The 22,457-nt window shown below is 38.4% G+C and carries 16 protein-coding genes and 1 pseudogene; 2 read left to right on the top strand and 15 right to left on the bottom strand.

What is annotated here, in order from left to right; translation table 11 throughout:
* Positions 1-12 precede the first annotated feature (12 nt).
* From alsS to CYK55_RS08555, 13 genes are all read right to left on the bottom strand, one after another.
* Positions 13-1,719, bottom strand: coding sequence for an acetolactate synthase AlsS (gene alsS, locus CYK55_RS08495; protein WP_034687753.1), 1,707 nt, complete (start codon positions 1,717-1,719; stop codon positions 13-15).
* Positions 1,720-1,897: 178 nt separating this feature from the next.
* Positions 1,898-2,449, bottom strand: coding sequence for a GNAT family N-acetyltransferase (locus CYK55_RS08500; protein WP_051536109.1), 552 nt, complete (start codon positions 2,447-2,449; stop codon positions 1,898-1,900).
* A 51-nt stretch (positions 2,450-2,500) separates the two neighbouring features.
* Positions 2,501-2,617, bottom strand: a complete 117-nt coding sequence (locus tag CYK55_RS08505) for a putative metal homeostasis protein (RefSeq protein WP_126134186.1) — start codon at positions 2,615-2,617, stop codon at positions 2,501-2,503.
* A 35-nt stretch (positions 2,618-2,652) separates the two neighbouring features.
* Positions 2,653-2,802, bottom strand: a complete 150-nt coding sequence (gene rpmG / locus CYK55_RS08510) for a 50S ribosomal protein L33 (RefSeq protein ID WP_034687754.1) — start codon at positions 2,800-2,802, stop codon at positions 2,653-2,655.
* Between the two features lie 261 nt (positions 2,803-3,063).
* A complete protein-coding gene (locus CYK55_RS08515; RefSeq protein ID WP_034687756.1) occupies positions 3,064-4,080 on the bottom strand; it encodes a family 20 glycosylhydrolase in 1,017 nt (338 codons plus the stop codon).
* 131 nt (positions 4,081-4,211) lie between these two features.
* A complete protein-coding gene (locus CYK55_RS08520; protein ID WP_126134187.1) occupies positions 4,212-5,609 on the bottom strand; it encodes a M24 family metallopeptidase in 1,398 nt (465 codons plus the stop codon).
* The gene (locus tag CYK55_RS08525; protein WP_126134188.1) at positions 5,606-6,373 is read right to left on the bottom strand and encodes a DeoR/GlpR family DNA-binding transcription regulator; all 768 of its coding nucleotides are present in this window, start codon (positions 6,371-6,373) and stop codon (positions 5,606-5,608) included. Before CYK55_RS08525 ends, CYK55_RS08520 begins: the two co-directional genes overlap by 4 nt.
* 822 nt (positions 6,374-7,195) lie before the next feature.
* A complete protein-coding gene (locus tag CYK55_RS08530) occupies positions 7,196-8,959 on the bottom strand; it encodes a 1-deoxy-D-xylulose-5-phosphate synthase (RefSeq protein ID WP_034687759.1) in 1,764 nt (587 codons plus the stop codon).
* A 162-nt stretch (positions 8,960-9,121) separates the two neighbouring features.
* Positions 9,122-9,499, bottom strand: a complete 378-nt coding sequence (locus tag CYK55_RS08535) for a hypothetical protein (RefSeq protein ID WP_051536110.1) — start codon at positions 9,497-9,499, stop codon at positions 9,122-9,124.
* 21 nt (positions 9,500-9,520) lie between these two features.
* Positions 9,521-10,177 carry a hypothetical protein gene (locus CYK55_RS08540; protein ID WP_034687760.1) on the bottom strand — a complete coding sequence of 219 codons (657 nt, stop codon included), beginning with the start codon at positions 10,175-10,177 and terminating at the stop codon, positions 9,521-9,523.
* A gap of 59 nt (positions 10,178-10,236) precedes the next feature.
* Positions 10,237-10,767: a hypothetical protein gene (locus CYK55_RS08545; protein ID WP_034687761.1), complete on the bottom strand. Its 531-nt coding sequence runs from the start codon at positions 10,765-10,767 to the stop codon at positions 10,237-10,239.
* Positions 10,768-10,787: 20 nt separating this feature from the next.
* Entirely contained in the window at positions 10,788-14,336 is a 3,549-nt protein-coding gene (locus CYK55_RS08550) for an InlB B-repeat-containing protein (RefSeq protein WP_126134189.1), read from the bottom strand.
* Positions 14,246-16,777: an InlB B-repeat-containing protein gene (locus CYK55_RS08555; RefSeq protein WP_126134190.1), complete on the bottom strand. Its 2,532-nt coding sequence runs from the start codon at positions 16,775-16,777 to the stop codon at positions 14,246-14,248. The genes CYK55_RS08550 and CYK55_RS08555 overlap by 91 nt, the downstream gene beginning before the upstream one ends.
* A gap of 765 nt (positions 16,778-17,542) precedes the next feature.
* Here CYK55_RS08555 and CYK55_RS08560 point away from each other — a divergent pair.
* Positions 17,543-19,039 carry a helix-turn-helix domain-containing protein gene (locus CYK55_RS08560; protein WP_126134191.1) on the top strand — a complete coding sequence of 499 codons (1,497 nt, stop codon included), beginning with the start codon at positions 17,543-17,545 and terminating at the stop codon, positions 19,037-19,039.
* A gap of 427 nt (positions 19,040-19,466) precedes the next feature.
* Positions 19,467-19,606 (top strand): annotated as a pseudogene (locus tag CYK55_RS08565) (helix-turn-helix domain-containing protein); the annotation flags it as partial.
* Between the two features lie 160 nt (positions 19,607-19,766).
* Here CYK55_RS08565 and CYK55_RS08570 read toward each other — a convergent pair.
* Together CYK55_RS08570 and CYK55_RS08575 are read right to left on the bottom strand one after the other, a co-directional pair.
* A complete protein-coding gene (locus CYK55_RS08570) occupies positions 19,767-20,042 on the bottom strand; it encodes a DUF7006 family protein (RefSeq protein WP_051536113.1) in 276 nt (91 codons plus the stop codon).
* A 179-nt stretch (positions 20,043-20,221) separates the two neighbouring features.
* Positions 20,222-22,327: a WxL domain-containing protein gene (locus tag CYK55_RS08575; RefSeq protein WP_126134192.1), complete on the bottom strand. Its 2,106-nt coding sequence runs from the start codon at positions 22,325-22,327 to the stop codon at positions 20,222-20,224.
* Between the last annotated feature and the right edge of the window lie 130 nt (positions 22,328-22,457).

Genomic DNA, 22,457 nt, shown 5'->3' on the forward strand with positions numbered 1-22,457 from the left:
CTGAACATCCCCTTAGTAAAATTGGTCCGGTAAGATCGTTTCACCTAATTTTTCATTATCTCGATAGTCAATCGGGATATCAATGATGACTGGCCCTTCTGTCGCAAATCCTTCTTCTAAGGCAGATGCCAATTCTTCTGCATTGCTTACTCGCAGACCTTTAGCCCCAAAAGCTTCGGCATATTGAACAAAATCAACTGGACCAAAATCAACCCCTGATGCTCGATCATATTTCATGATTTCTTGAAACTCGACCATATTATAACGACCATCATTCCAAATCAAATGAATGATATTCAGTTTTTTACGCACAGCTGTTTCTAAATCTTGGGCAGAAAATAAGAAGCCACCATCTCCTGACACAGAGATTACTTGCGTATTTGGACGAACCAGTGCAGCAGAGATCGCCCAAGGAAGTGCGACTCCTAATGTTTGCATGCCATTACTGAATAGCAAATGACGCGCTTCATAACTTCTAAAGTGGCGGGCCATCCAAATGTAATGACTACCTACATCAACCGTCACAGTCATGTCGTCCGTTACTTTCGATTGCAGTGTATTGATTACTTCTAATGGATGTAAGATCCCGTCTTCACTACTGGTTTCACAAATATCTCGTGCCTTCAACTTTTCTTGCAACGTATTTAAATATTCTTGCGCATCTACCGATACTTGTGCTTCTTCTAATGACTCTGTCAGTAAATCTAAGGTTGCAGAAATGTCCCCGATTAGTTCACGTTCTGGTTGCATGTAACTGTCGATTTCAGCTGGTGTTTCATCAATGACGATGATTCTAGCATCTTTTTCAGCATTCCAATTTCTCGCTTCATATTCGATTGGATCATAACCAATCGCAATCACTAAATCACTCCGTTTTAACAGCATATCTCCTGGTTGATTGCGGAAGAGACCGACGCGACCAAAAAAGTGGTCTTCTAATTGACGAGAAATCACACCGGCTGCTTGGAAAGTTTCTACCACAGGCAATCCTGTTTTTTCAACAAGTTGACGAATGGCTGCTGTTTCATCTTTACTTGATCCACGCATTCCAACTAACAATACTGGTAACTTCGCCTCACGAATCCGTTCAACTAGATAGTCGATATCTCCTGAAGATGCTGAGCCTAATTTAGGATCTTGTAATGGTTTGATGACATCACTTTTGACTGGTGCATCCACCACATCTTGAGGGATACTGATAAAACTAGCGCCTTTTTTCGAACTCTTTGCCATTCGGTAGGCATTAGCGATAATTTCTGAAATTGTTTCCGGATCTTGAATCTCTGCACTATATTTTGTGATTGGTTCAAACAACGCGGCATTGTTCATGCTTTGATGTGTTAATTTTAATAAATCACTTCGTTTTACTTGGCCTGCGATTGCCAACACAGGATCACCTTCTGCTGTCGCTGTGACTAATCCGGTTGCTAGATTACTTGCACCTGGCCCACTTGTCGCAATCACCACACCTGGTTCTCCAGTAATACGACCAATTGCTTGCGCCATAAAGGCAGCATTTTGCTCATGACGCGTCACGATCAACTCTGGACCATGATCTTCTAATTCATTGAATACTCCATCGATTTTCGCTCCTGGAATACCGAATACGTAATCAACTTGATGATTGATTAAACTTTCTACTACAGTTGTTGAACCTTGTTTTTCTTTAACTACTTCTTCTGATACAGTTTCTACGCCTTGTTTTTCCTTAAACAACATGAGACATCTTCCTTTTCAACGATATTTACATGGTCGTTACATAATAAATATAAATAATATTAATACAGATATCAATACCTGTTTCATCTGTTAGTCTAGCACTTAATGAGTCATTTGTGTAGTAAGATGCAAAAAAAAGACATACATTTTTGTCACATGGACAAAATGTACATCTTTATTATTGATTTTGATATTTTTTTCCTAGAATGATCAGATCATTTTCTTGACTGCCCATGTTGGCAACTTTTGGCAAATGTCCCCAAACGGCATATCCATTTTTGAGAAATAACTTTTTACTTGCCTGATTCACATCGAAAACAAATGCAAGCACTGTCTGGATTTTTAAACGATGCAGTTGAGTTTCCACAAAGCCAAGTGCGGCCTTGCCTAAATGATGACCACGTGTTACCGGGTCTAGATAAATACTGATTTCCGCTGTCTGTTGATACGCAGACCGACCATAAAAATCACTAAGGCTGATCCAACCAACGATATAATCACCATGCCGCATTACCCAAAGCGGTCTAGAATCAGCATGATGCGCCTCAAACCAAGGGAACCTCGAGTCAACCGTTATCGGTTCTAGGTCCGCCGTTGCTTGCTTCGATGCGATAGACTGATTATAAATGTCTACAATTCGCGGTAAATCCTTGATCGTTGCATAGGTATACTTGATATCGATTGGTTTCGCCCCCTTTATTTTTGAATAGTATAACACGTTTTTTATCATCGTTATACAGCAAAAAAAGGAGATATATCGAAACCAATGATATTACTACTATTAGTATTTATTCTTCAATCTTTTTGATTGTTGGATGAGTTTAAGCGCACGTTTTCGTGTTTTGATATTCGGGCTTTTCAATCGTCTATATGCACTTGAAAGGTCTTGCTTCTCCATTTTAACCCCCTATTTTCTAGAACATTCATTTCACTTTATTTTACTTCTGTAAATTGCATTTTCTTTCTTAATTTTGGCGAATATTTTTTTAACGTTAATCGTTCCGGTGTATTTCTTTTGTTTTTACTCGTCAGATAGATTCGTTCACCAGTTTCCTTGCATTCTAATGTAATGTTTTGACGCATTTTTTCCCCTTCTCTCACTTTTTTTAGTAATTCTATCATTGCCCTATTTGAAACTTTGATCAAACCATCCAAAATTACAAATAGTAATGATTACGATTTATAAAATATAATATACGCTAGTAACGAATTACTGTCAATAAAAAAACGAATGAAAATAGCTTCAAATGAATGGACTCTCATTTTAAACAATAAAAAATAACAAAAAAACTGATTTCCAATGAGCAACTATGTACGCCATCGAACGACAGTTTTTTGTCTTGACTATTGTTTTACAGTTGTTTCTAGTAGTTCAAACAGATCAGCCAGTACAAACTCTGCTTGTGGCTCATCTGCCCAAATACCGACCATACTCCCCATTACCAGTAACTCAGTACCGCTAACCACAGTGGCCGTTGAGATTGTCGCTTGTGCGTTTTTTGCTGTATCAAAGGAGTAATGTCCTTGTTCACTTGTTTTTCGACCAATGACCCAATACCAGTGATCGTTCGTATTCAATAGTCGATGCCCTTGATCAAGTAAAAATTTCGCAGAACTGACGTGATAGTTGTCCCATCCCGCTGTCCAATAGGCAATCATTAAGTCTTGATCGAATCGACCAAATTGTTCTTTTTCCTCGTAGTAGATGCCGTCGTTAAATACGATTGGAATCATCCCATAGGTTTTGACCAGTTGAGCCAACTGATTGGTATAGGTGACAAAATCTCGATACTTCCCAGATTGCTGGAGTCCTCGCCACCCGCCATCAGTTAAATCATTGGCAAATTCATCGCAACCTATATTGAAGGAACTAGTTATCGTTGAGAAGTAGCTCACATATTTTTCAAGTAGTGCTTTCGTGAAAGCGACCGCTTCTTGATTATCCAAATCAAGTGTTCGAATCGACGTTTGATAACAAGGGTGTTCGATGCCTAATTGTTGCATTCCTGTTAGAATCGCATCCATATGTCCAGGGGTATTGATAAGCGGGATCACTTCCATATTTTTTTCCTTAGTCACACTAGCTAACTCTGCCATTTCTGTTTCAGTCAAATAAGTGCCATTAGGATCATCATAGTACTGTTTTGTTCCTGCAATCAATGCTTCTTTGACTGACTGACTGGAATAAGCTTTTCCTTTGACAGTCAGCGCCATGTCATCCAGTAAAAAGCGTAATCCGTTATTTCCCAGTGCAAAAGAAATCGCCGTGTATCGACATTGACTTGCTTTTTTTATGATCTGGATCAATTGTTCTTTCGAAAAATATTTACGTCCATTATCAATCAATAAAACCTTTTTCATCTTTACCTCCACAAAAAGAAATCGTTTACATATTATACAATAAAGTAGGCCTAACGAAAATACTCTTTTGCACTTAAATAAAAAAATCCCCCTCTCAACCAGATTACTCGATCGTTAAGAAGGGAGGTTGCTTATTCAACTGAATCTACACAGAATGCCTTTTCTTTGGCTAAAAAGAACGGACGGAGATAACCGACAGTGTTTGATAGAGGCAGCAATTCTTCACTTACATGAATCTTCAAGACATCCGCTAAATATTGCTTACGTCTAACAATCCGCTCCCACATGTCTGGATATTGTGCCTTCATTTCATTTCTCAATCCTTCATCTGCAAGTACCACACATTCTTCTGCACTTACTCCAGTATATCCTGATACAGAAGGAATAATATCTAATTGGAAGATCATACCACTCTTGATGATTTCTTGCGAACCAGAATAAATGGGTGAGGCTAACCATTCTTCATCCGCCGTCAAGTGTCCGGGATTCAAATGCCAATGATAGGTCGCTTGTGGCAAGACTGTTTCAATCAACTGATAGAGATCAGCCCCTTTCATTCCGATATGGATAGCTTCTAACCAACTAACGATAGCTGCATAATATGGTTTTGCTACTCGATCAAGATAATCGGCTTGTTCTACCGGCAGTTGAGCTTCTTCTTCGATCACAAATCCTGTACGACTGGATAAGCCACCTTTGAAGCCTGTCGTCAATGACAGTGGATCACCTAATTGGATCGTTTTTGCTGTCGGATAAAGATTCGCAAATTCAAAACGGCGTCCAGTTGCAGCAATCGTGATCACTGTATTCGCTTGTCCTTGTCCGTGCAACAACTCTCCGATCTCGGATTCTTTCACACCAAGCTCAATGGCATCTAATGCACGTAGCATGCAAGATGAAGCAAGATTTGCCCCATATTCGTAGTGTGCGATTTCATTTGCATTATTCATGACACGCGCCCCTTCCTCACCAATCAATAGATGAGTGCCATTGACGATAGCAGTTTCCACAGTGATTGCTTGTTTTAGCGCATCTACGATAAAAAATGGTACATCGAACAATTGGCTATTGTCTTGTGTCATAGACGTAAACAACTTCCAACCGACTAATCCGATTTTCTTTCTATCTGCCACCTTTAATGATGCAAAAATAGCTGACAGATTTTGTTCATTGTCCATTGGTTGATTCGGTAAAGAAAATGCTGGATAATGGATCAAATCAGCAGTGATACGCGCATGTGCATTCATTTTTAGATTCTCATTCCCAAGGATCATCGTGAATTTGCCCGATTGATCTAACACCAATAATCCTTCTTCAAATCGCGGAATAAAGCCTGTAAAATATTCAAAATTACCACCATGCTCTTTATCTGCATATATCACCAACAGATCTATCGCTTCGTCTTTCATGCGTTCGATCGTTTTGTTGATTCGTTCGGTGATCGTCTCCTCTGTTAAAAAGACAGGGGAAACATCAGGAAAAATCGCTGGTTTTGGTATAGTTGTTAACTGGATGTTTTCTTTTTTCATTCATTCTTCCTCGCTTCTATGAGTTCTACATGGTTCTCAGTCAGTGCTTTGGCTAATGCTTTTGGAGGCTTTTGATCCGTGATCAAATAATCAATGGCTGATAAGTCGCAAACTTTATAAAAACCAGTTTTATCTAGTTTTGTATGATCCGCTAGCGCGATCACGCTACGTCCTTGTTGGATCATCTGACGTTTTACTAAGCCTTCTTCCTCTGTATGGATGAACAGTCCTTCGCTTGACAACGCAAATACTCCAAGTAGTGTGTAGTCTGCTTGATAATTTTTCAACTGTTCCACTGTTTCCGTTCCAAATAAAAACAACTGTTCTTTGTGTAATTTACCGGGTAATAAGGAAATAGCTGTTTTCGGATGATTGGCTAGTAATAAAGCGTGAGATAAAGAATTAGTCACCGCATGGATTTTTTTGTCCGGTAGTTCTCTGATCACTGCTTCCACTGTAGTCGAAGAATCGAAGATGATTGAGGAAGGATCTGCCATTATTTCAAGCACCTGCTCAGCCATTTGTTTTTTCACTTCATTTAGGATCGATGACCGTTTCTCATAATCAAAGATCGTTGCTTCTTTTTGAAGCGCTAAAGCACCGCCATGGGTCCGTTTGATTTGGTGCTGTTTTTCTAACTGGATCAAGTCGCGGCGAATCGTATCTTTAGACACGTCTAAGCGATCTGCTAAATCTTCAATCGAAGCACTTTTTTCTTGATCAATCATTGTTTTAATACGCTGGATGCGTTCTTCCTTTAACATGACGCTCACTCCTCTTACCTAGGATACGACATTTTGCATTATTTTGCAACTTTATGCTTTTTTAGCAAAAAAATATGACATTATCCCTCTCGCACTAGCAAAAACCGAATGAACGGCAAAAATAGTAGTGTCCTCTGCAAAAAAAATAAGACACCAGCTACAAAATTTGGAGAACGAATCTCGTGGACGCCACCTTATTGCTCAAGTTTAAAGGCTTCTACCCAGACTTCTTTATGGTTGATCGATTCCAATCGTAACAGCTCGCTTCTCTTAAATCGTTTCTATGCGTCTTAGCAAATTAAAAAACTGATCGATTAGTTAAACTGCACCAGCTTCCAAAAATTCTTGACGGCCCCCTACCACACACTTCAATAGGGTCATCTGTGTTATCAGAAACACACTGCACTGATCGTGACCCTCGAATTTGTAAAATAGTAACAAGCTATTTCAACGATCGCCCGCCTTGAATTTGGAAAAATGATCCAAATCACTATATCAAGCTAACTATCTCCCATGCTATTCGCTGTTTTTTTCCAATTGGGATTCATTTTCAATCTGGCACTTTTTGTTAAGCGATAAGGATTTACAACATAATGCACTCTGTTGCAATCACCAAAATACTCATCCTAATTTTCTAGTGACATTCAGATAAAAATGCCGATAAAGAAACAGTGGCTTGCTTCAATACAATATCCTCAGCATTGAAAGCCAGTCACTGTTTCAGTAATTAATTGTTCAATTATTTTATTTATAAATTTGATTCAGGTGTAAGTTCGCTTAGTTTCAACTCTTTCTCTAGAAATAAGCGCTTCTTCAACTTGACTATCGTTGATCAGCGAGCGTTTCTTCAATATTTCCCACGATATTCTCTACTGTCAGACCATTTTCCGCTAATAGTTCCGATGCTTCATAACGATCATGAAATGCTTTATCTAAGCCGTAAGTTTGTACAAGGATCGCAGCATCCCCCAAATAGCCAGCAACCATTTGTCCATACCCGCCCTCCAAGATACCATCTTCAAGTGTAACTACTATATCGTGGGTTTCTTTGAGTTCATCTAGTAATTCAGTGTCTATCCCAGAGATGAATGCTGGATTGATCACCGTAGCAGTTAGCTGGAGAGTTTTCTTTAATTCAACAGCCACTTTTTCTGCCAAACCATAAAAATTACCTACACCTATAATTGCTACTTTTTCGCCTTTTTGAATGACTTTGTTCTTATATAACTGGCTGTAATCTGTCCGATCTACTTCACCAGAAGAAGTGATTGGACCGACTGGTACGCGGATTGCCACTAATTGATCCGTTTGATCGATCGACCATTCAAGCATCGCTAAGTACTCTTCTTTCGTAGTTGGGGCTAAGTAGACTAAATTAGGGATATGGCTCAAAAATGGAATATCAAAGATCCCTAAATGACTTTCATCATTCATTCCGTTTACAGAAGCAAGTGTCACGAGGATTGTACCTGATAAGCGATTCAGCGCTAAGTCATGGGAGATTTGATCATAACTTCTTTGTAAAAACGGTGAATGGACTGCCCATACTGGTTTTACTCCGCCTTTGGCTAAACCAGCAGTCATCGTTGCCGCATGTTCTTCAGCAATTCCTACATCCACAAATTTTGCCCCGACTTGTTGGCGTTGCTCTGGCGAAAATAAAATCATCGGTGTCCCTGCATTTACGGCTACTACTGTCGGATCTTCAGCCATTTTGCGTAATAAAAAGTCTGTTGTTATGCTGCTGTAGGTTTCTTCCCCTTTCGATTGCAGATACTCACCTGTTTCGAGACTAAACGGTCCACCCGCATGGAACTTTTCACGATTTTCTTCTGCAAAGGAGTATCCTTTTCCTTTGACGGTATGGATATGTAGCACAACCGGCGTATTTTGATCTTTTACTTCTTTGAATAACTCGATCAAAGCAGCTAAATCATTGCCTGCTTCCAGATAATGATAATCAAGTCCTAATGCTTTAAAGAAATTGTTCGTAGCTTGACCATTCGTTTCCCTTAGCTCTTTGAGATTTTTGTAAAGTCCCCCATGATTTTCTGCGATCGACTGGTCATTATCATTGACGATAATGATCGTATTCGTGCCTAGTTCAGAAATATTGTTCAAACCTTCATAGGCTAAGCCACCCGATAAAGACCCATCGCCAATCACTGCAATGACATTATTTGTTTCATTTTTCAAATCTCTTGCCTTAGCTAGACCGTTTGCTAAAGACAATGAAGTCGATGTATGACCGATCGTGAAGAGATCATGTTCGCTCTCTAATGGGTTCGTGTAACCTGAGACTTCCTGGTAATGCGCTTGGTCCAAAAACGCTTGTGCTCTTCCTGTCAACATTTTATGCACATAAGTTTGATGTGAGACATCAAAAACAAATTGATCTTCTGGTGAATCGAACACATAATGTAGCGCCACCGTCATTTCAACAACACCTAGATTTGGGCCATTATGTCCACCGTATTGGCTGATTTTTTCCAATAACGCGGCACGTGCTTCCTCTACCACTTGTTGAAGCTCTTCTTGTTTCAATTTCTTTAGATCTTGAGGACCTTTTATTCGTTTTAATAACATGAATTTCCCTCCTTTATTTCTGCTTAATCATACACCTTGAACCGAACTCTAAGTCAAGTGATTTTTTTAACAAATGATTCTAATTGTGGTAAATATCGAATACGCTGTTATAAAGCTTTTTCCCATAAAAAAACCGCAGATTCTTCAATCTACGGTTTCTATTTATTTCTTAGATGAATCGTTCACAATGATTTTAATCATTTTTTTTGGATTTCGACGCTTGTCACTAATAATTTGATAACTAACTAGAACGATCAAAAACAAAATCGCGCCTATCAAAACGTACAATATTTGTGTTGTTTCTCCCAATGGTGGTAAAACATTCTTCTTAGGCGGAGCGCTTGGTGTCACTGATTCTTTCGGATCTCTAGTATTCGGCTTTGTAGGGCTTGTTTCTTGTGTAGCGTTTGAGTCAAACTCTAGCTCTCCAATGACTTCAATTGTATTAGAACTAGCTTCTATGAGCATCTGTGGCAATCCAACGATCAATAGACCTAAAACCATGAACAAACAAAGAATTGTTTGTTTTTTTTGTTTCATCCAATCACCTCACAATTTGAACTATGGATAAGGATCGCCAGCTTCATCTAGGGCTTCAATGTTCAACGTCAACGTACTTGCAATTGAGATTGCTCCTTTATCCGTTGGAAAATCAAGAATATCAGTATCAACTTCTCCTTTAAAAGTAAAAGTCGCTGCGCTATCTCCTTGTAGATCACTAGGACGTGCATTCGGTGAAGCCAAGGTCATCAAGTCTCCTGATAAATTTGAATTTACTGCCCCATTTTCAATCAAAAGATTGTTGCTCCCTAAACTAACAACCAACGTTAACTGATCGATTGCTGAGATATCTCCAGAAGAAACTGTGTAACTTCCTAGACTGATTTTTACTGGACGACCCGAATGATTGGTGATCTTATGCTCTCCACCTAAAATCGTCTTATAGTCTTCTGGTTCAGTGAAGAAAACAGCTTTTAATGGTAACGTCACATTCAACCACTTATCTGGATTTCCTGGTTCTGGCGCTTCAGGATCTGTGTTATCAAATCCTAAAGTTCCATTGATCTCCACATCTGCAGTCGTATCAATCGACCCACCTATTGAATTATCGATCGTTTGGTCCGCTCCGTTGATGATAATATCAGCTTGAACACTTGCCCCTGTTGCTAAAATCGTGCCGAACATCAATCCTGTTGCTAAAATATTTTTTACTTTCATTTTGTTATCTCCTTTATTTATCTCTTTATATTCTAAAGCATGATTGCTTTATTCCGTCTTTACTGATTGACATTGATGGTCACGTCAACCGTCGTTTTACCCATAAGCTTTTTATTTTCTAAATCATAAAACTCTAATTCCACTACTCCTGGATGCGTGCCTGTCGTTAACTCTTTTGCCAATGTTAATTCGGTTACTTCATATCCAGGCTCCAATAAACCCGTTTCATACAGTGTTTCTTTAGAATCCTTTATGGACAATATTGCTTGCTGCCCATAACGATTGGTCGGTAAGTTTTGGATCCAAATGTTTCCCGTTTTACCATCCGCATTGACCCTGACTTCCGGATACACATTGATAGTGACATTACTATCGTCTACTGCTTGGTTGGCATATTTTTTCAATTGGTCTCCTGTCATTTTTTCCGCATGTTTGATCTCGGGAAAATCATCCGACAAAATCTGCGTTGGTTGGTTATTGGCATACCAATACCAACCAATCGCAACTAACACGAGCAATAATAAAAGAATTGCCAGTAATCTTTTTTTCTTTTGTTGTTCATTCTTTTCACTTAGTTTCTGTGTGATCATGTTCACCTTCTTGTGTGTGTTCAATTTATCTTCGCAGCAAGGTGTAAACTTAGCTTGCCTGTTACTTTATTATTTTGTGTGGCATCACCAAAATATTTCCCTGTAAAATGAAGTGACATTCGAGAATCTGCTGACATTGATTCAGTCCACTGTGCACCAGCAAAAGTACTTTCTTGTCCAACTAAAGGCTTGTCAGATAAGGTCGCACCTCTTCGTTGCAAATATAAAAACATCGATTCGCTTGTCACCTCTTGTTCCAATGAATCTAAAAAGACAATATTCGAAGTACTTGCTAATTCCACATCGTTTTTGGTATGGAAGGAAACTGTCAGTTCTGTCGTTGTCGAATGATTGACCACTTGGTAATCATCGCTAGTCACTTGATCGTCTAAGACGTTAAAGGCCATCCGAACCGGTAACGTTACATGGATTGCTAGATCACTTTCCACCACAAAAGGAATGGTATACTCCCATGTAGCTGTTTCGCCATTAACCAATGACTCGCTGACAACGATTTTGCCAGTCGTCGCTCCTTCTTTTGACGTATTGGGATATTGGGTGAACCCTTCAATTTTCAAGGTAGGATATTGACTGATATCCAAATATCGTCCAATTTGACGATCCATATCTTCACGAGACATTCCTAACGTTGCTTTTTGTTCCCTTGGATTTAAACGATCAATGTTTAATCGTTCAAATCCATTCGCGGTAATTTGATAACGACTTCGATTATCCGATATTCTTGGCTGCACCACGTTATCTTTGAAGTTGTCCAGTCTGCCATTGACCTCTGCATGGAAAATTTCCACGATCTCGCCTTTCGCAACTGATAGTCTTCGATTTGTTCCGAAACCATCCAAAATCTTCACTAAGTCTCCACCCTCTACTGAAAAAACTGTATCAGCAGTCATATTGTTCAATGGACCATTTTTGATAGTGGAACCTTCAAAGTGTTTAAATTCATAATAAAGCTCATTCGCGAACCTGTAATGAATCTCTTGATTAGATAATCCATATTCATAAGTTGCAGTAATCTGTGTTTGATCTCGGTTCAAACTAAATGTTGCAGCCCGTGTATCGTGATCGAAGTCAGTATATTTAATTCCTCGTATATTCAAAGAATGACCAAACTGATAAGTGACTGGCACATCGACCGTAGCTAATACTGTGCCATTTTTCGAAACCTCTACTCGTGCAGATTTACCATTCAACGAATCAGGAAAACTTACAAAACGTGCGTCATAATCCTTTGTTTCCGTTTGATCTTTGAATACTGTGACAAAGTCCATTGCCTGGTAATCTGTTTCCCCATATCCATAGTTCAAGACTTGATTCTTTGGCTGGAAATCTGTGTAATTTCCGATACCAGTAAAACCAATGACGCCTTGTTCATTGATGACCCCGATGGAAAAACGTTCGGCATTATTCCGATTGATTTGGAATGTACCTGTTGTGATCTCTCCTGCCAATTCCGCTTGATATGGATTGAATAAGTAAACAGGTTGTCCTGCAAGATCTAGAGTTACTGTTACTTGGTTTGTTGAGACAGCTGTATCTACTTCTGGTTGGATCGAGTTAAAGAACTCGGATGTTTGTGACCCGTTCGTCTGCCACTTCAAATAGGGATAAGTTCGATTAGCACTGCTCTCCATAGCAAAACCTGTGAGCCACTTTTCACCAAACCCAAGCTCAGTTATAGTTCTATCGATCAATCCTGTAGTACTACGAGCTTCACCCACACCAGTTGTCGTCGTTTTCCTTGTAGTGCTTGCATCAAAATAAACATTACTTGCTGTAATCCCAGTTGTAGTATTCGAAATTGCTTCACCTGCAGTAAAACCTGCGACGAACAAGTTTGTGAGCTTTGCAGTTGCAGTCGAATCGACTATTCCGATCACCCCATGTCCGTTCGTTGAACCAACGCTATAATTATCTATCATCGTTAAGTGACCATTTCCTTCGAGCTTACCAACAAATCCCGCGGAACCATTGGATAGACTTCCAAGCATATATCCATTATGATAACTCTCATTGATCGTCGCATTTCCTGCTAAACGACCAATAAACCCGCCAACATAACTATTCCCACTTCGTATATCACTCGAATTGATACTGCGTTCAATCTGAACTTGACCAATTTCTGTAACATAGCCAATCAGTCCTCCACGATAGCTGGTAGTTGAAGAATTAACTGTCGAGCGCGTCTCACTAAGCGTGTCGGTAATCGTTACTGTACCAGATGCTTGACCGATCAAACCGCCTAAATTCAAAGTATAATTATTCCCACCAGTAAAATTCACTTTTGAACTAGAGTGCCCCATGGTAAGCACGCCTGTCGTGCGACCGACGAGACCCCCTAGTAGACCGTTTGAAGTATTCGAATGAAGATTACTTGATACTTGGCTATTCGTAATTATTAGTTGTCCAGTGTTGTTTCCAACAAAAGCCCCGCTTCCATCTGACTGGTTTGAAACAATACTACTTTTACTGTCTATCCTGATATTATCAAGTTCAACAATACTCCCTGTGCTGATTTGGGCAATCACTCCTGCAGTATAGTTGGTATATGACTGTCCTCTAGTATTTGACACCCTTAGATTTTCAAATGTTAGATTCTCAATTCGTAAAGGATCGTTTCCGACTGAATGAATAAAAGCTAAGTCTAATTCTCCACTAGTCAACGTCAAATTCTTGATGATCGCATGATTACCGATCAATTTCGCTCCATACACTCGTCTGCCTGAAAAAGTTCCTGCATTTGCCATATCGATTGATATTCCATCTTCTGGTTCAATCGAATAGTCTTTATCATCTTCATCAAAAGGCACTTGACTGTTCAAAAAACGACTTAGATCCTCTGCTGTTCGAATGACCGTTTGCACATAATTTGCTGTCACAGTTGCATCTTCTGTCCCCATCGAAAAAGTAGCTGTTCGATTTTTTTGATCAACATTTGTTACGATACTTCCTGTGCCTGTCACGCTAAATCCAACAAAACGATATCCAGCATTTGCTTCAGCCGCCTGAATCGTTGTTGTATCCCCTTCGATAAAATTCGTCTGGACAGCAATTGGATCAGCTGCACTTCCTGTTAAGGGATCACGCCCCAGTGTCAAACTCATTCGCCGTGCGGTAAAGCCCACAACTCCTTGTTGATTGATCACCCCAATTGATACATTTTTAACATTGCCTTGATTGAAACCGAAAGTTCCTTCTGTGGCTTCACCTGCTAAGCCAGAACTATATGGATTGAATAGTTTCAATGGCTCTTGTTTTAGGTCTAACGTTACGGACACTTGATTGCCTGTCACTGGATGATCAACCATCGGATCGATACTTTCAAAAAACATAGATGGTTGGGTATTTTGGGTCTGCCAACTAAGATATGGATAGGTTTTATTCGTGCGCTGATCCACTGAAAAGTCAGTTTGCCAACGACTTCCGAAACCTAGTGCAGTGGTTGTTTCTTCAATCAACTCTAGCGTTGTTTTCGCTTCTCCAACTCCAGTCGTCGTTGACTTATTCGTCGTACTGGAATCAAAATAAACATTAGTCGCCGTGATACCCATCGTACCTGAAGTAATGGGTTCCCCCCTGTAAATCCTGCGACAAAGAGTTGGCTGAGTGTCACAGAATCCGTTAATTGATTGTTCCCAATCACACCATTACCATTGGAAGAGCCGATACTATAACTATCCATGATGTCAAGAACACCATCGCTATCGGCCTTACCAATGAACCCAGCAGTTCCTAGACTTGTATTTCCTTGGACGTGCCCATTGTGATAGCTTTCCTCAATTCTAGCATTTCCTGACAACCTTCCGATGAATCCGCCCACATAACTATTATTTCCTCGCATATCACCAGCATTGATACTTCGTTGGATCGTGACCTCTCCTGAGAATTTCACTAGACCAATCATACCACCTCGATATGTCCCATTTAATGAATTGATGATTGTTTGGCTTTCACTTATAGAATCAGTGATCCTTACCTCGCTACTGGTTGCACCCACTAGTCCGCCGATATTTAATGTGTATGAATCACCTCCAGTAAAAGTAACTTGAGAAAGGCTACTATCAATGATCAACGGCCCGTCATTTGCACCAACAAGTCCACCTAACAGTCCGTTGGCGGTGTTGCTATGCAACGTTCCTAAAACTTCACTGTTTTTGATCATTACTGAACCTTGATTGTTCCCGATCAATCCTGCATTACCATCAGGCTGACTAGCAGCAATTTGACTGCTTTCATCGATCGTGATATTTTCAAGCTCAACTGACTTCCCACTCGCTACTTGACCGATGATCCCAGCCACATTAGAGTGTGTTCTGGTATTATTAACGAGTAATCCTTCTAATTTCAAGTTTTCTATACGTGAAAGGTTGTCGCCATCGATCGTTTGAATCAATCCAAGAGAAGCTCCTGAAGCTACTAATGAAAGGTTTTTGATGATTGTACCATTTCCGATCAGATTACCAGAAAATTGACTACGACCTGTAAAACCACCTTCTCCGGACATGTCAATCGTTTGATTTATCTCTGGTTCGATCGCGTACGTCTGTTCATTTGAATCATAAGGAAATTCGCTTCGTAAAAATTTCCCAAGATCCGCTTTATTGCGAATGACCGTCGAAGCATACTCAGCTGTGACTGTCGCATTTTCAGTTCCCATGGTGAAAGTGGCTGTGCGATTTGCTAAATCAACATTTGTAATCTTACCGTCACCTGTCACATTGAAGCCGGCTAAACGATAACCAGGAGAAGGTGTATCTGCTGTGACCTTCGTTGATGTCCCCACCAACAGATTGGTCGTCGGCGTAGTTGGATTACTGGCACTTCCAGCTTGTGGTGAACGTGCTAAAGTTAGCATTCGATTAGTCAACTCATAACGAGCGGTAACTTTAGTATTTTGAGATCCCATCGTAAACGTACCTGTTCGATTGGCTGTATTCACATTCGTGATCGAACTTCCTGTACCACTTACATCAAATCCCGCAAACTGATACCCCGTCGCTGGTGCTGCAGCAGTCACCGTTGTTGTTGCACCTTGTGCTAATACGGTCACAGGAGCCGTTGGATTCGCACTAGCTCCTTGTGATGGATTTCTAGCAGACGTCAAAGTATGAGCGGGTAGTTCTATAAAACTGCCACGAATTGCTTGATCAACTGTTGCAAAATAGTTTGCATAATACATATGAATATAATTAGCGGCATAATAAAAATACGTATTGAAAACCCAATCCAAATCAACCGAAAAAGCGTTTGTCCTTTGACTTGTATTTTTTGCGTCTCTGACTCTTTCAACACGTATAGTATATTGTTGAAAGTCAGCTAAGGAACCTTCATTACTATTTGAGGGAGATAGAACTGGCGCTTTTATTTGATAAGGATTTGTTTCTTTAATAGTAAATCGAAAATCTTCATTGCTATGTTCAACCGAATTCACTCCGAATTGATACTGACTTTTTGCAGGCATTTCTGAATAACTCACACCTGCATACAATAAATCGTTAGTATTGCGGTATAAAAATTGTCTAGGCAGCATAACTCGCCCTTCAATACTATTTCCAATTCTGTTACCTAACTGATTGTTGCCTGACCATACAATGGATGCCCGGCTATCATTTAAAAAATAATTCTTAAAAGTTGTTGGAAACTGTGTACGATTTCCACTAGCACTGCCCTGCAAGAATTGAGAAATCCAAAAATTATTTAAACTATTTAGCTGTTGCAGACCTCTTGGCTCCGTTTCTACTAAAGTTCCACCTTCCACCACTTTTTCGGTTGATACCTCTACTCGTTCACTCTCATCCTCAATCGTCTCATCACCTTCTACCAATGTTTCTTCTGTTGTTTCCTGCGTTTGGCTAACATCTTCTACATGTTCTTCTACCCTTAACTCGTTGATTGCCTCAGCAATAACACTGATACTATTGCCTAATGACGAAAAAAGCAGCAAGATAATTACAATAATATGTAAAAATTGTTTCTTATAAAAATGAGTCATTTCTTCCTCCTACTCTATACGTATTACTTGACGTGACGTAATCTGCTGATTTTTTGGCAGAAAGTTATACTCAATGTACATGGGTTACTTCATTCTATTCATAATTTTTTCTTATTTAATGGTTGATTCCATAAACAAAAGCCCTCTAAAATAAATCAACCAACCGTCATAATGGACTATTCATGTTTTTTGAAAGATCCACTAGTTATATTCAACTAATTGAATGTATGTCCCCCCCTTCTTAATCAGGATGAAATCGCGATGTTAAATAACGTTTTTACACAACTATCATTTCTACATCTTTTTATTATAATAACACTATTAAAAAATTTTTTTATTTTTATTTTTCTAAAATAAATAAAAATAAAATACTATAAAATTGATTTACATTTAGAAATCCTTGTTACAATCGATATTTTTATTAATTACAGAAATTTAAAGATACTTTTTTTTTGTTATTTAGAAAAAAATATCACACTATACACCAAAGAAATCTTCACAGGCAAAAAATATTGCCAACTAAAAAAATAACGAAATTATTCAAAATAACAAAAAATATAAAAAAACATTTTTATCCCTAGCTGATCTTACTGATTATGAAAAATTTTTTTAATTATAATGATTTTTTATTTCAAACGTTTGTTTTTTTTGTATAATTATAATAGGTATATTTTCCCCTTACCTTATTTACCTATGTGTTTTATCTTTATAGTCAAAATCGATTACTTACATATTTACAGAAAAAAAAGATTGGAAGCTAGAATAATGGAAAATTTATCCATCACCTTACAACTTGATAATCAGTTTAAACGACAATATCAAATATTAAATTTAGTACATAAAACCAACCAATTAACAATCAATGAACTTGCACTTAACTTAGAGAAATCAAAACCTACACTAAAAAAGGATATTGATGAAATCAATCAAGCACTGATTGAGCATTGTGTTTCACTAAAAATCGATCAAAAAGGTTTATTATCATTCCAATACAAAAAAGCAATGACAATCGATTCGATGATCACCTTATTAGTCAAAAGAACCCTCACTTACCAAATCATGGATCTGTTACTTCATAATATGACTTACTCAACCGATGAACTAGCCGATACCTTGATGGTCTCTAGAAGTACGATTTTTAAAACGATTCGTCATATGAATAACCTCTTGAAAGAATTTAGTGTGACGATCACCACCGGACCATTGACTTTATCAGGTAAAGAAGAAGATATTCGTTTTTGTTTTTTTGCATTTTACTCAAGCTTTGGCGACAGTGCGATCATTGATGCTGATAGCGAAATCGATGCTCAGTATTTAGTCGACGAAGGACATAAAAGAGATCACGCTTTTTTACATTTCAGTCATTTTCGTGCCGCTCTGTGGCTATCCATTGCAAAAGTACGATGGAAATGCAAAAAGCTATGTAGCCTGAATCGAAGTATTAAAGTGTTGATCAAAAACAGCAAAGGCTTCTCTTCGCTTGAACCATTATTGCAGGATTACTATCTTTCACGCTCAAAAGAAACACTTTCCTTAAATGAAATAATATGGTTATACTTGGTCTCACTTCATTGTATTTCCTACACACGTCAAAACAATTTAGATGATGGTCGCTCCTATGCATTTTATCGAGAAGAGTCTCCTGGTGTCATCGAAGCAATCCAACGTTTTCTAGCGACTGTTTTCCCAGAACATATGGTCAAGGACGGTACGCTAGAAAAAATGGAAGCTTATTTGGTCAATGCACGTTTACTTTCTAAAATGAGCCATACTTATGAATTACATTCACCCACCATGGTGACGCAAATGAAGGAACGATATTCTGCAATCTACCAAGTGTGGCTTGAAAAATTGACTCTTCTAAAAAATAATCCTTTGTTCGGTTTTGTTCATATTGACTATCTTGCAGCTGCGTTGACAACATTTCATGCTTCACTTTTAATGAAACAATCGAAGCGGCATTTACGCATTATATTTACGATCCAAGGACCACCATCTTTAGATGATTATATCCTGAATGAGATTGAGACACTTTTTACGCAACGGTCAACGATCGAATTTCAAATCGAACATGCTGTAACAAAAGAATCAATCGAAATGTATCAAGCTGATCTAGTTGTTTGTAATTATGATCTCCATCTGATCGATGAACAGATTTGCCAAATCCATCGAATCTCCAATGTTCCGACGATTGCGGATTGGCGCCTTTTAATGGAAACAATCACTTATTTGTCTTTGCCTGCTTATTTAGAAAATACATAAAAAAATATCACTATTATTTTCTCCACAAAAAAGAGACCGAGACAGAAGTGTTCAGCCTCAAGAAATAAGGCGCCATCCACAAAAATTTGAAGAACAATTTTCGTGGATGGCGCCTTATTTCCGAAGAGGTCACTTCTATTCTCGCCATTTATTCGGCTTCAGGAGATGCGCTAGGACTAATGTTCCAGCCTCTGTTTTCGATCAGTCGTCCTATTCGTCAACATCGAAGCTTAAAAATATTTTTGTTTTTTTCTTTCCACCATTACTAATGCATGACGATATTCAGAAATTGGATAGATAGGCGCTGTTGTTAGTAGATTCAATTTTTTCTGTTCGATAAAATAGAATAATTGCTGAAAGGTTTGTTGCTATTCTTCATCTAAAACCGAATCTAACAAATGCCTGAGATGATAGATTTTGGCTTGGATCGGCTGCTGGAAGAGAAGCTGCACGTGCAAGAGGAAGGTTTGGTGGTCGTCCTGAGAGGTGGATTTGGAATTACTGAAGACTCTAGTAGATAACGATACGTCTATTAAGACGATTGCCGAACGATGGAACGTTTCTTGAACAACCATTTATCGTTATCTTGGTAAGAGAGTGGAAAAGGAAACACCTAAGTAGTTCTTAGGTGTTTCCTTTTCTTAGAAATTTATACTACATTAAATACCATCGAATATTTATAGTTTGCACTCAGATCATTGCCACAAAGTTCCTTAAAATACGTACGTTAGTCCGTCTCTACAAGCCGCAAAATCTCTTTTATTGGCAATTTACTATAGTCGTAACAAATTATTTCAGCCATTAGTGTTAGTTTCGCATCGATCCCTATAATTTTAGGGAGATTTTCCCAAAAATTGTCTGGTGAAATCGTGCTTGTCAATTGATTCAGTTGTTCGAACTGTTGTACCAAGTATTCATTTAGTGCTTCGTTTTCTTTTTTTTCTTGTGACAGATTTTTTTGAATCTGGCGCATATATTCATCTTTCATTAAGGCTGCTACCATCTTATATAATCCTTTCTTTTTTCTTTATTTCCTATGGGGATGATTAACTATAAAATTCTTTCTATTTATTGATTTTCAACGTTAAACCATTAATATTTTTTAGATTATCATTTTTGTGAAGATCTGATTTATGAAAGGGTCGAAAGATTTAGAGAATTAAAAAAATCATACTCTATTTTTTAATTGTCAGGAACTGCACTTAATTCCCACGTCAACTTGGTCGAATAATTAGTTGCTTCTGGATTTGTTCCTTTAGGTACAAAGAGACCCACACTTTTATCTGCTGTATTTTGATCCCCAAAACGATAGATCCATGTCCCTGTCCCAGATTCTCCTTTTGCTTGTATAAGTACTTTTCTTGTATTTGGTAAAATTCTTTGCATGGATTCTTCCTGTAGTTCAGGTGTAGTTCCACCTTGTGCAGTCACTAGTTCTTGATTGAATAACTGAATTTCAGATCCGGTTAATTCCTGTCCACTTTCGTTACGGAATTGCTCGTACTGAGTAACCGATAACTGCCAACCATTACGTTCATTGACGGAACGACGATCACTAATCTGCACAAAATTTGGTCGTTCCTCGCTGTCGCTTACTGCTCCATCTACATTTAATAATCGTTGCGGTTGTGCATAATAAATTTGATCACTAACAGATATTTTTTGCGTCTCAAAGTTAAATTGAGAAACAAAATCAATACTTAATAAACCTTGATCTTCTGGCAGTTCTGGTTTATTTTCTGGATCGACATAGATATCTGGTTCTAATGGATCAACAGGACTAACTTGAGAAACATCATAAATATACGTTACATTTATATTCTCTTCAGTAAAAATCCCTTGAGCATTCGTTGGTTTCTCAATTAATTTATACTTTTCTATTTCCAATGCGCTTGTTTCATAGCTTTCGCCAATAACTCCCCGGAGTTCTTTCGAATCTGCTAACCTATTTCCCACAGAATCAATATGATTAACAAAAACTCTTCCCTCTTTTTCAAATAAAGCTTGAAGAGTAACATCAGAATTTCCCATAGCAATTGTCGTATTGGTTGCACTTGGGTCATCAATTACTACATTCGTGCCAGTATTCACCTGCCAACCGACAAACCGATAACCATAGTTAGCCGTTGCTCCAATTTTGGTACTTTGCCCTTGACTCAATAAATCCATATCGGCTTGTGTATTACCACCAACGGATGGGAGTGATTCCAATTTTAATGCATATTGAACTGGAGTTACTCTAGTCTGGGTAATAGCTGTGTTTAGTCCATCCAATCGAAAGCCAATCGTAGTCTGATCAGAAGTTGCCGTGAATCTCATTCTGTAAATTTGGTAATTTGAACTTAAAAAGTACGATGCACTGTTTAATGCATTAGGTCCAGCTATTACCCCATTACCATTATAAGCAGTTATAGCTAAATTCCCTGTAGCTGAAATTCTTCTTGCATTTACTTGTACATCATACGTATGACCTTGAACAGTTTGAATTGTTTGACTAGCCATTAAAGTTCTAGTTCCGCTTAGACGTTCAACTTGCAATGCCGCATGTGATCCTATTTGAAAAGTAGAGTCACTTAATCTATTCCAACCTGCTGCAGTTGTTGCTTGAGAAATAGTCAAGTTTCTGGAAAGGGCATCAACCGGCGTTGTAGATGATGCTAATTCCCAGTGAGGGATAGTTGTCTCCACTCCTCTATTGAATACAAAATTTGGATTTATTAAAAGATTAGTCACATTACGTTCGTTTTTTATATCAGTATTTAACGTCTGATCTATGTCTGTACTGCTTGAATTATTGTCACCGCTTTCTTCACATTCACTGATTTCAAGATGAACTGTGGTTTCTTCAACCGATAGTTCGTAGTTTCCAATCATGTCAAACTCCAACGAAAGGGCAAACGTATTTTTAGCCTGTTCTGACTGAATCAACCATTCATGAGGCTGCTCTCCTTGTACAACTGAAGTTCCTTCTGGTAACTGCTCTCTGATGATTATTGCTTCTTCGGGTAAGATGATTCGCACCTCTGAAACTTCATGATCAGAAAAAATATTCACCTTTATCGGTTCATTTACCGCTCCTTTCAATTGAGATTGAGTAAAGAAAAGGTGAGGAGCATCAGCCAAATTTTCTAAAGAGTTTCTTTCGTGTGGTATTTCTACTTGTTGTTCATGTTCGTCTGTGTCTATCGTTATCTCTGCAGAGAACATTCTTGTTGGTATGAATACTATTTGAATAAATAGAACTATCGTTCCTAAAAAAAGCATTAGTCTTCTTAATCTTAAGAGCATTGCATTCACTCCTTCTCATCACCTTTATCCGTTTGCTTTTGTTTTCTTTTATAGATGAGGAGATAAAAAATAATTTCACGTAAAATGATTAAGACAATCAGTCACCAATTCATGCTTGAATCAACGGACA

Origin of the sequence: Enterococcus mundtii, from assembly GCF_003957375.1 — a bacterium.
GTDB classification, from domain to species: domain Bacteria; phylum Bacillota; class Bacilli; order Lactobacillales; family Enterococcaceae; genus Enterococcus_B; species Enterococcus_B spodopteracolus.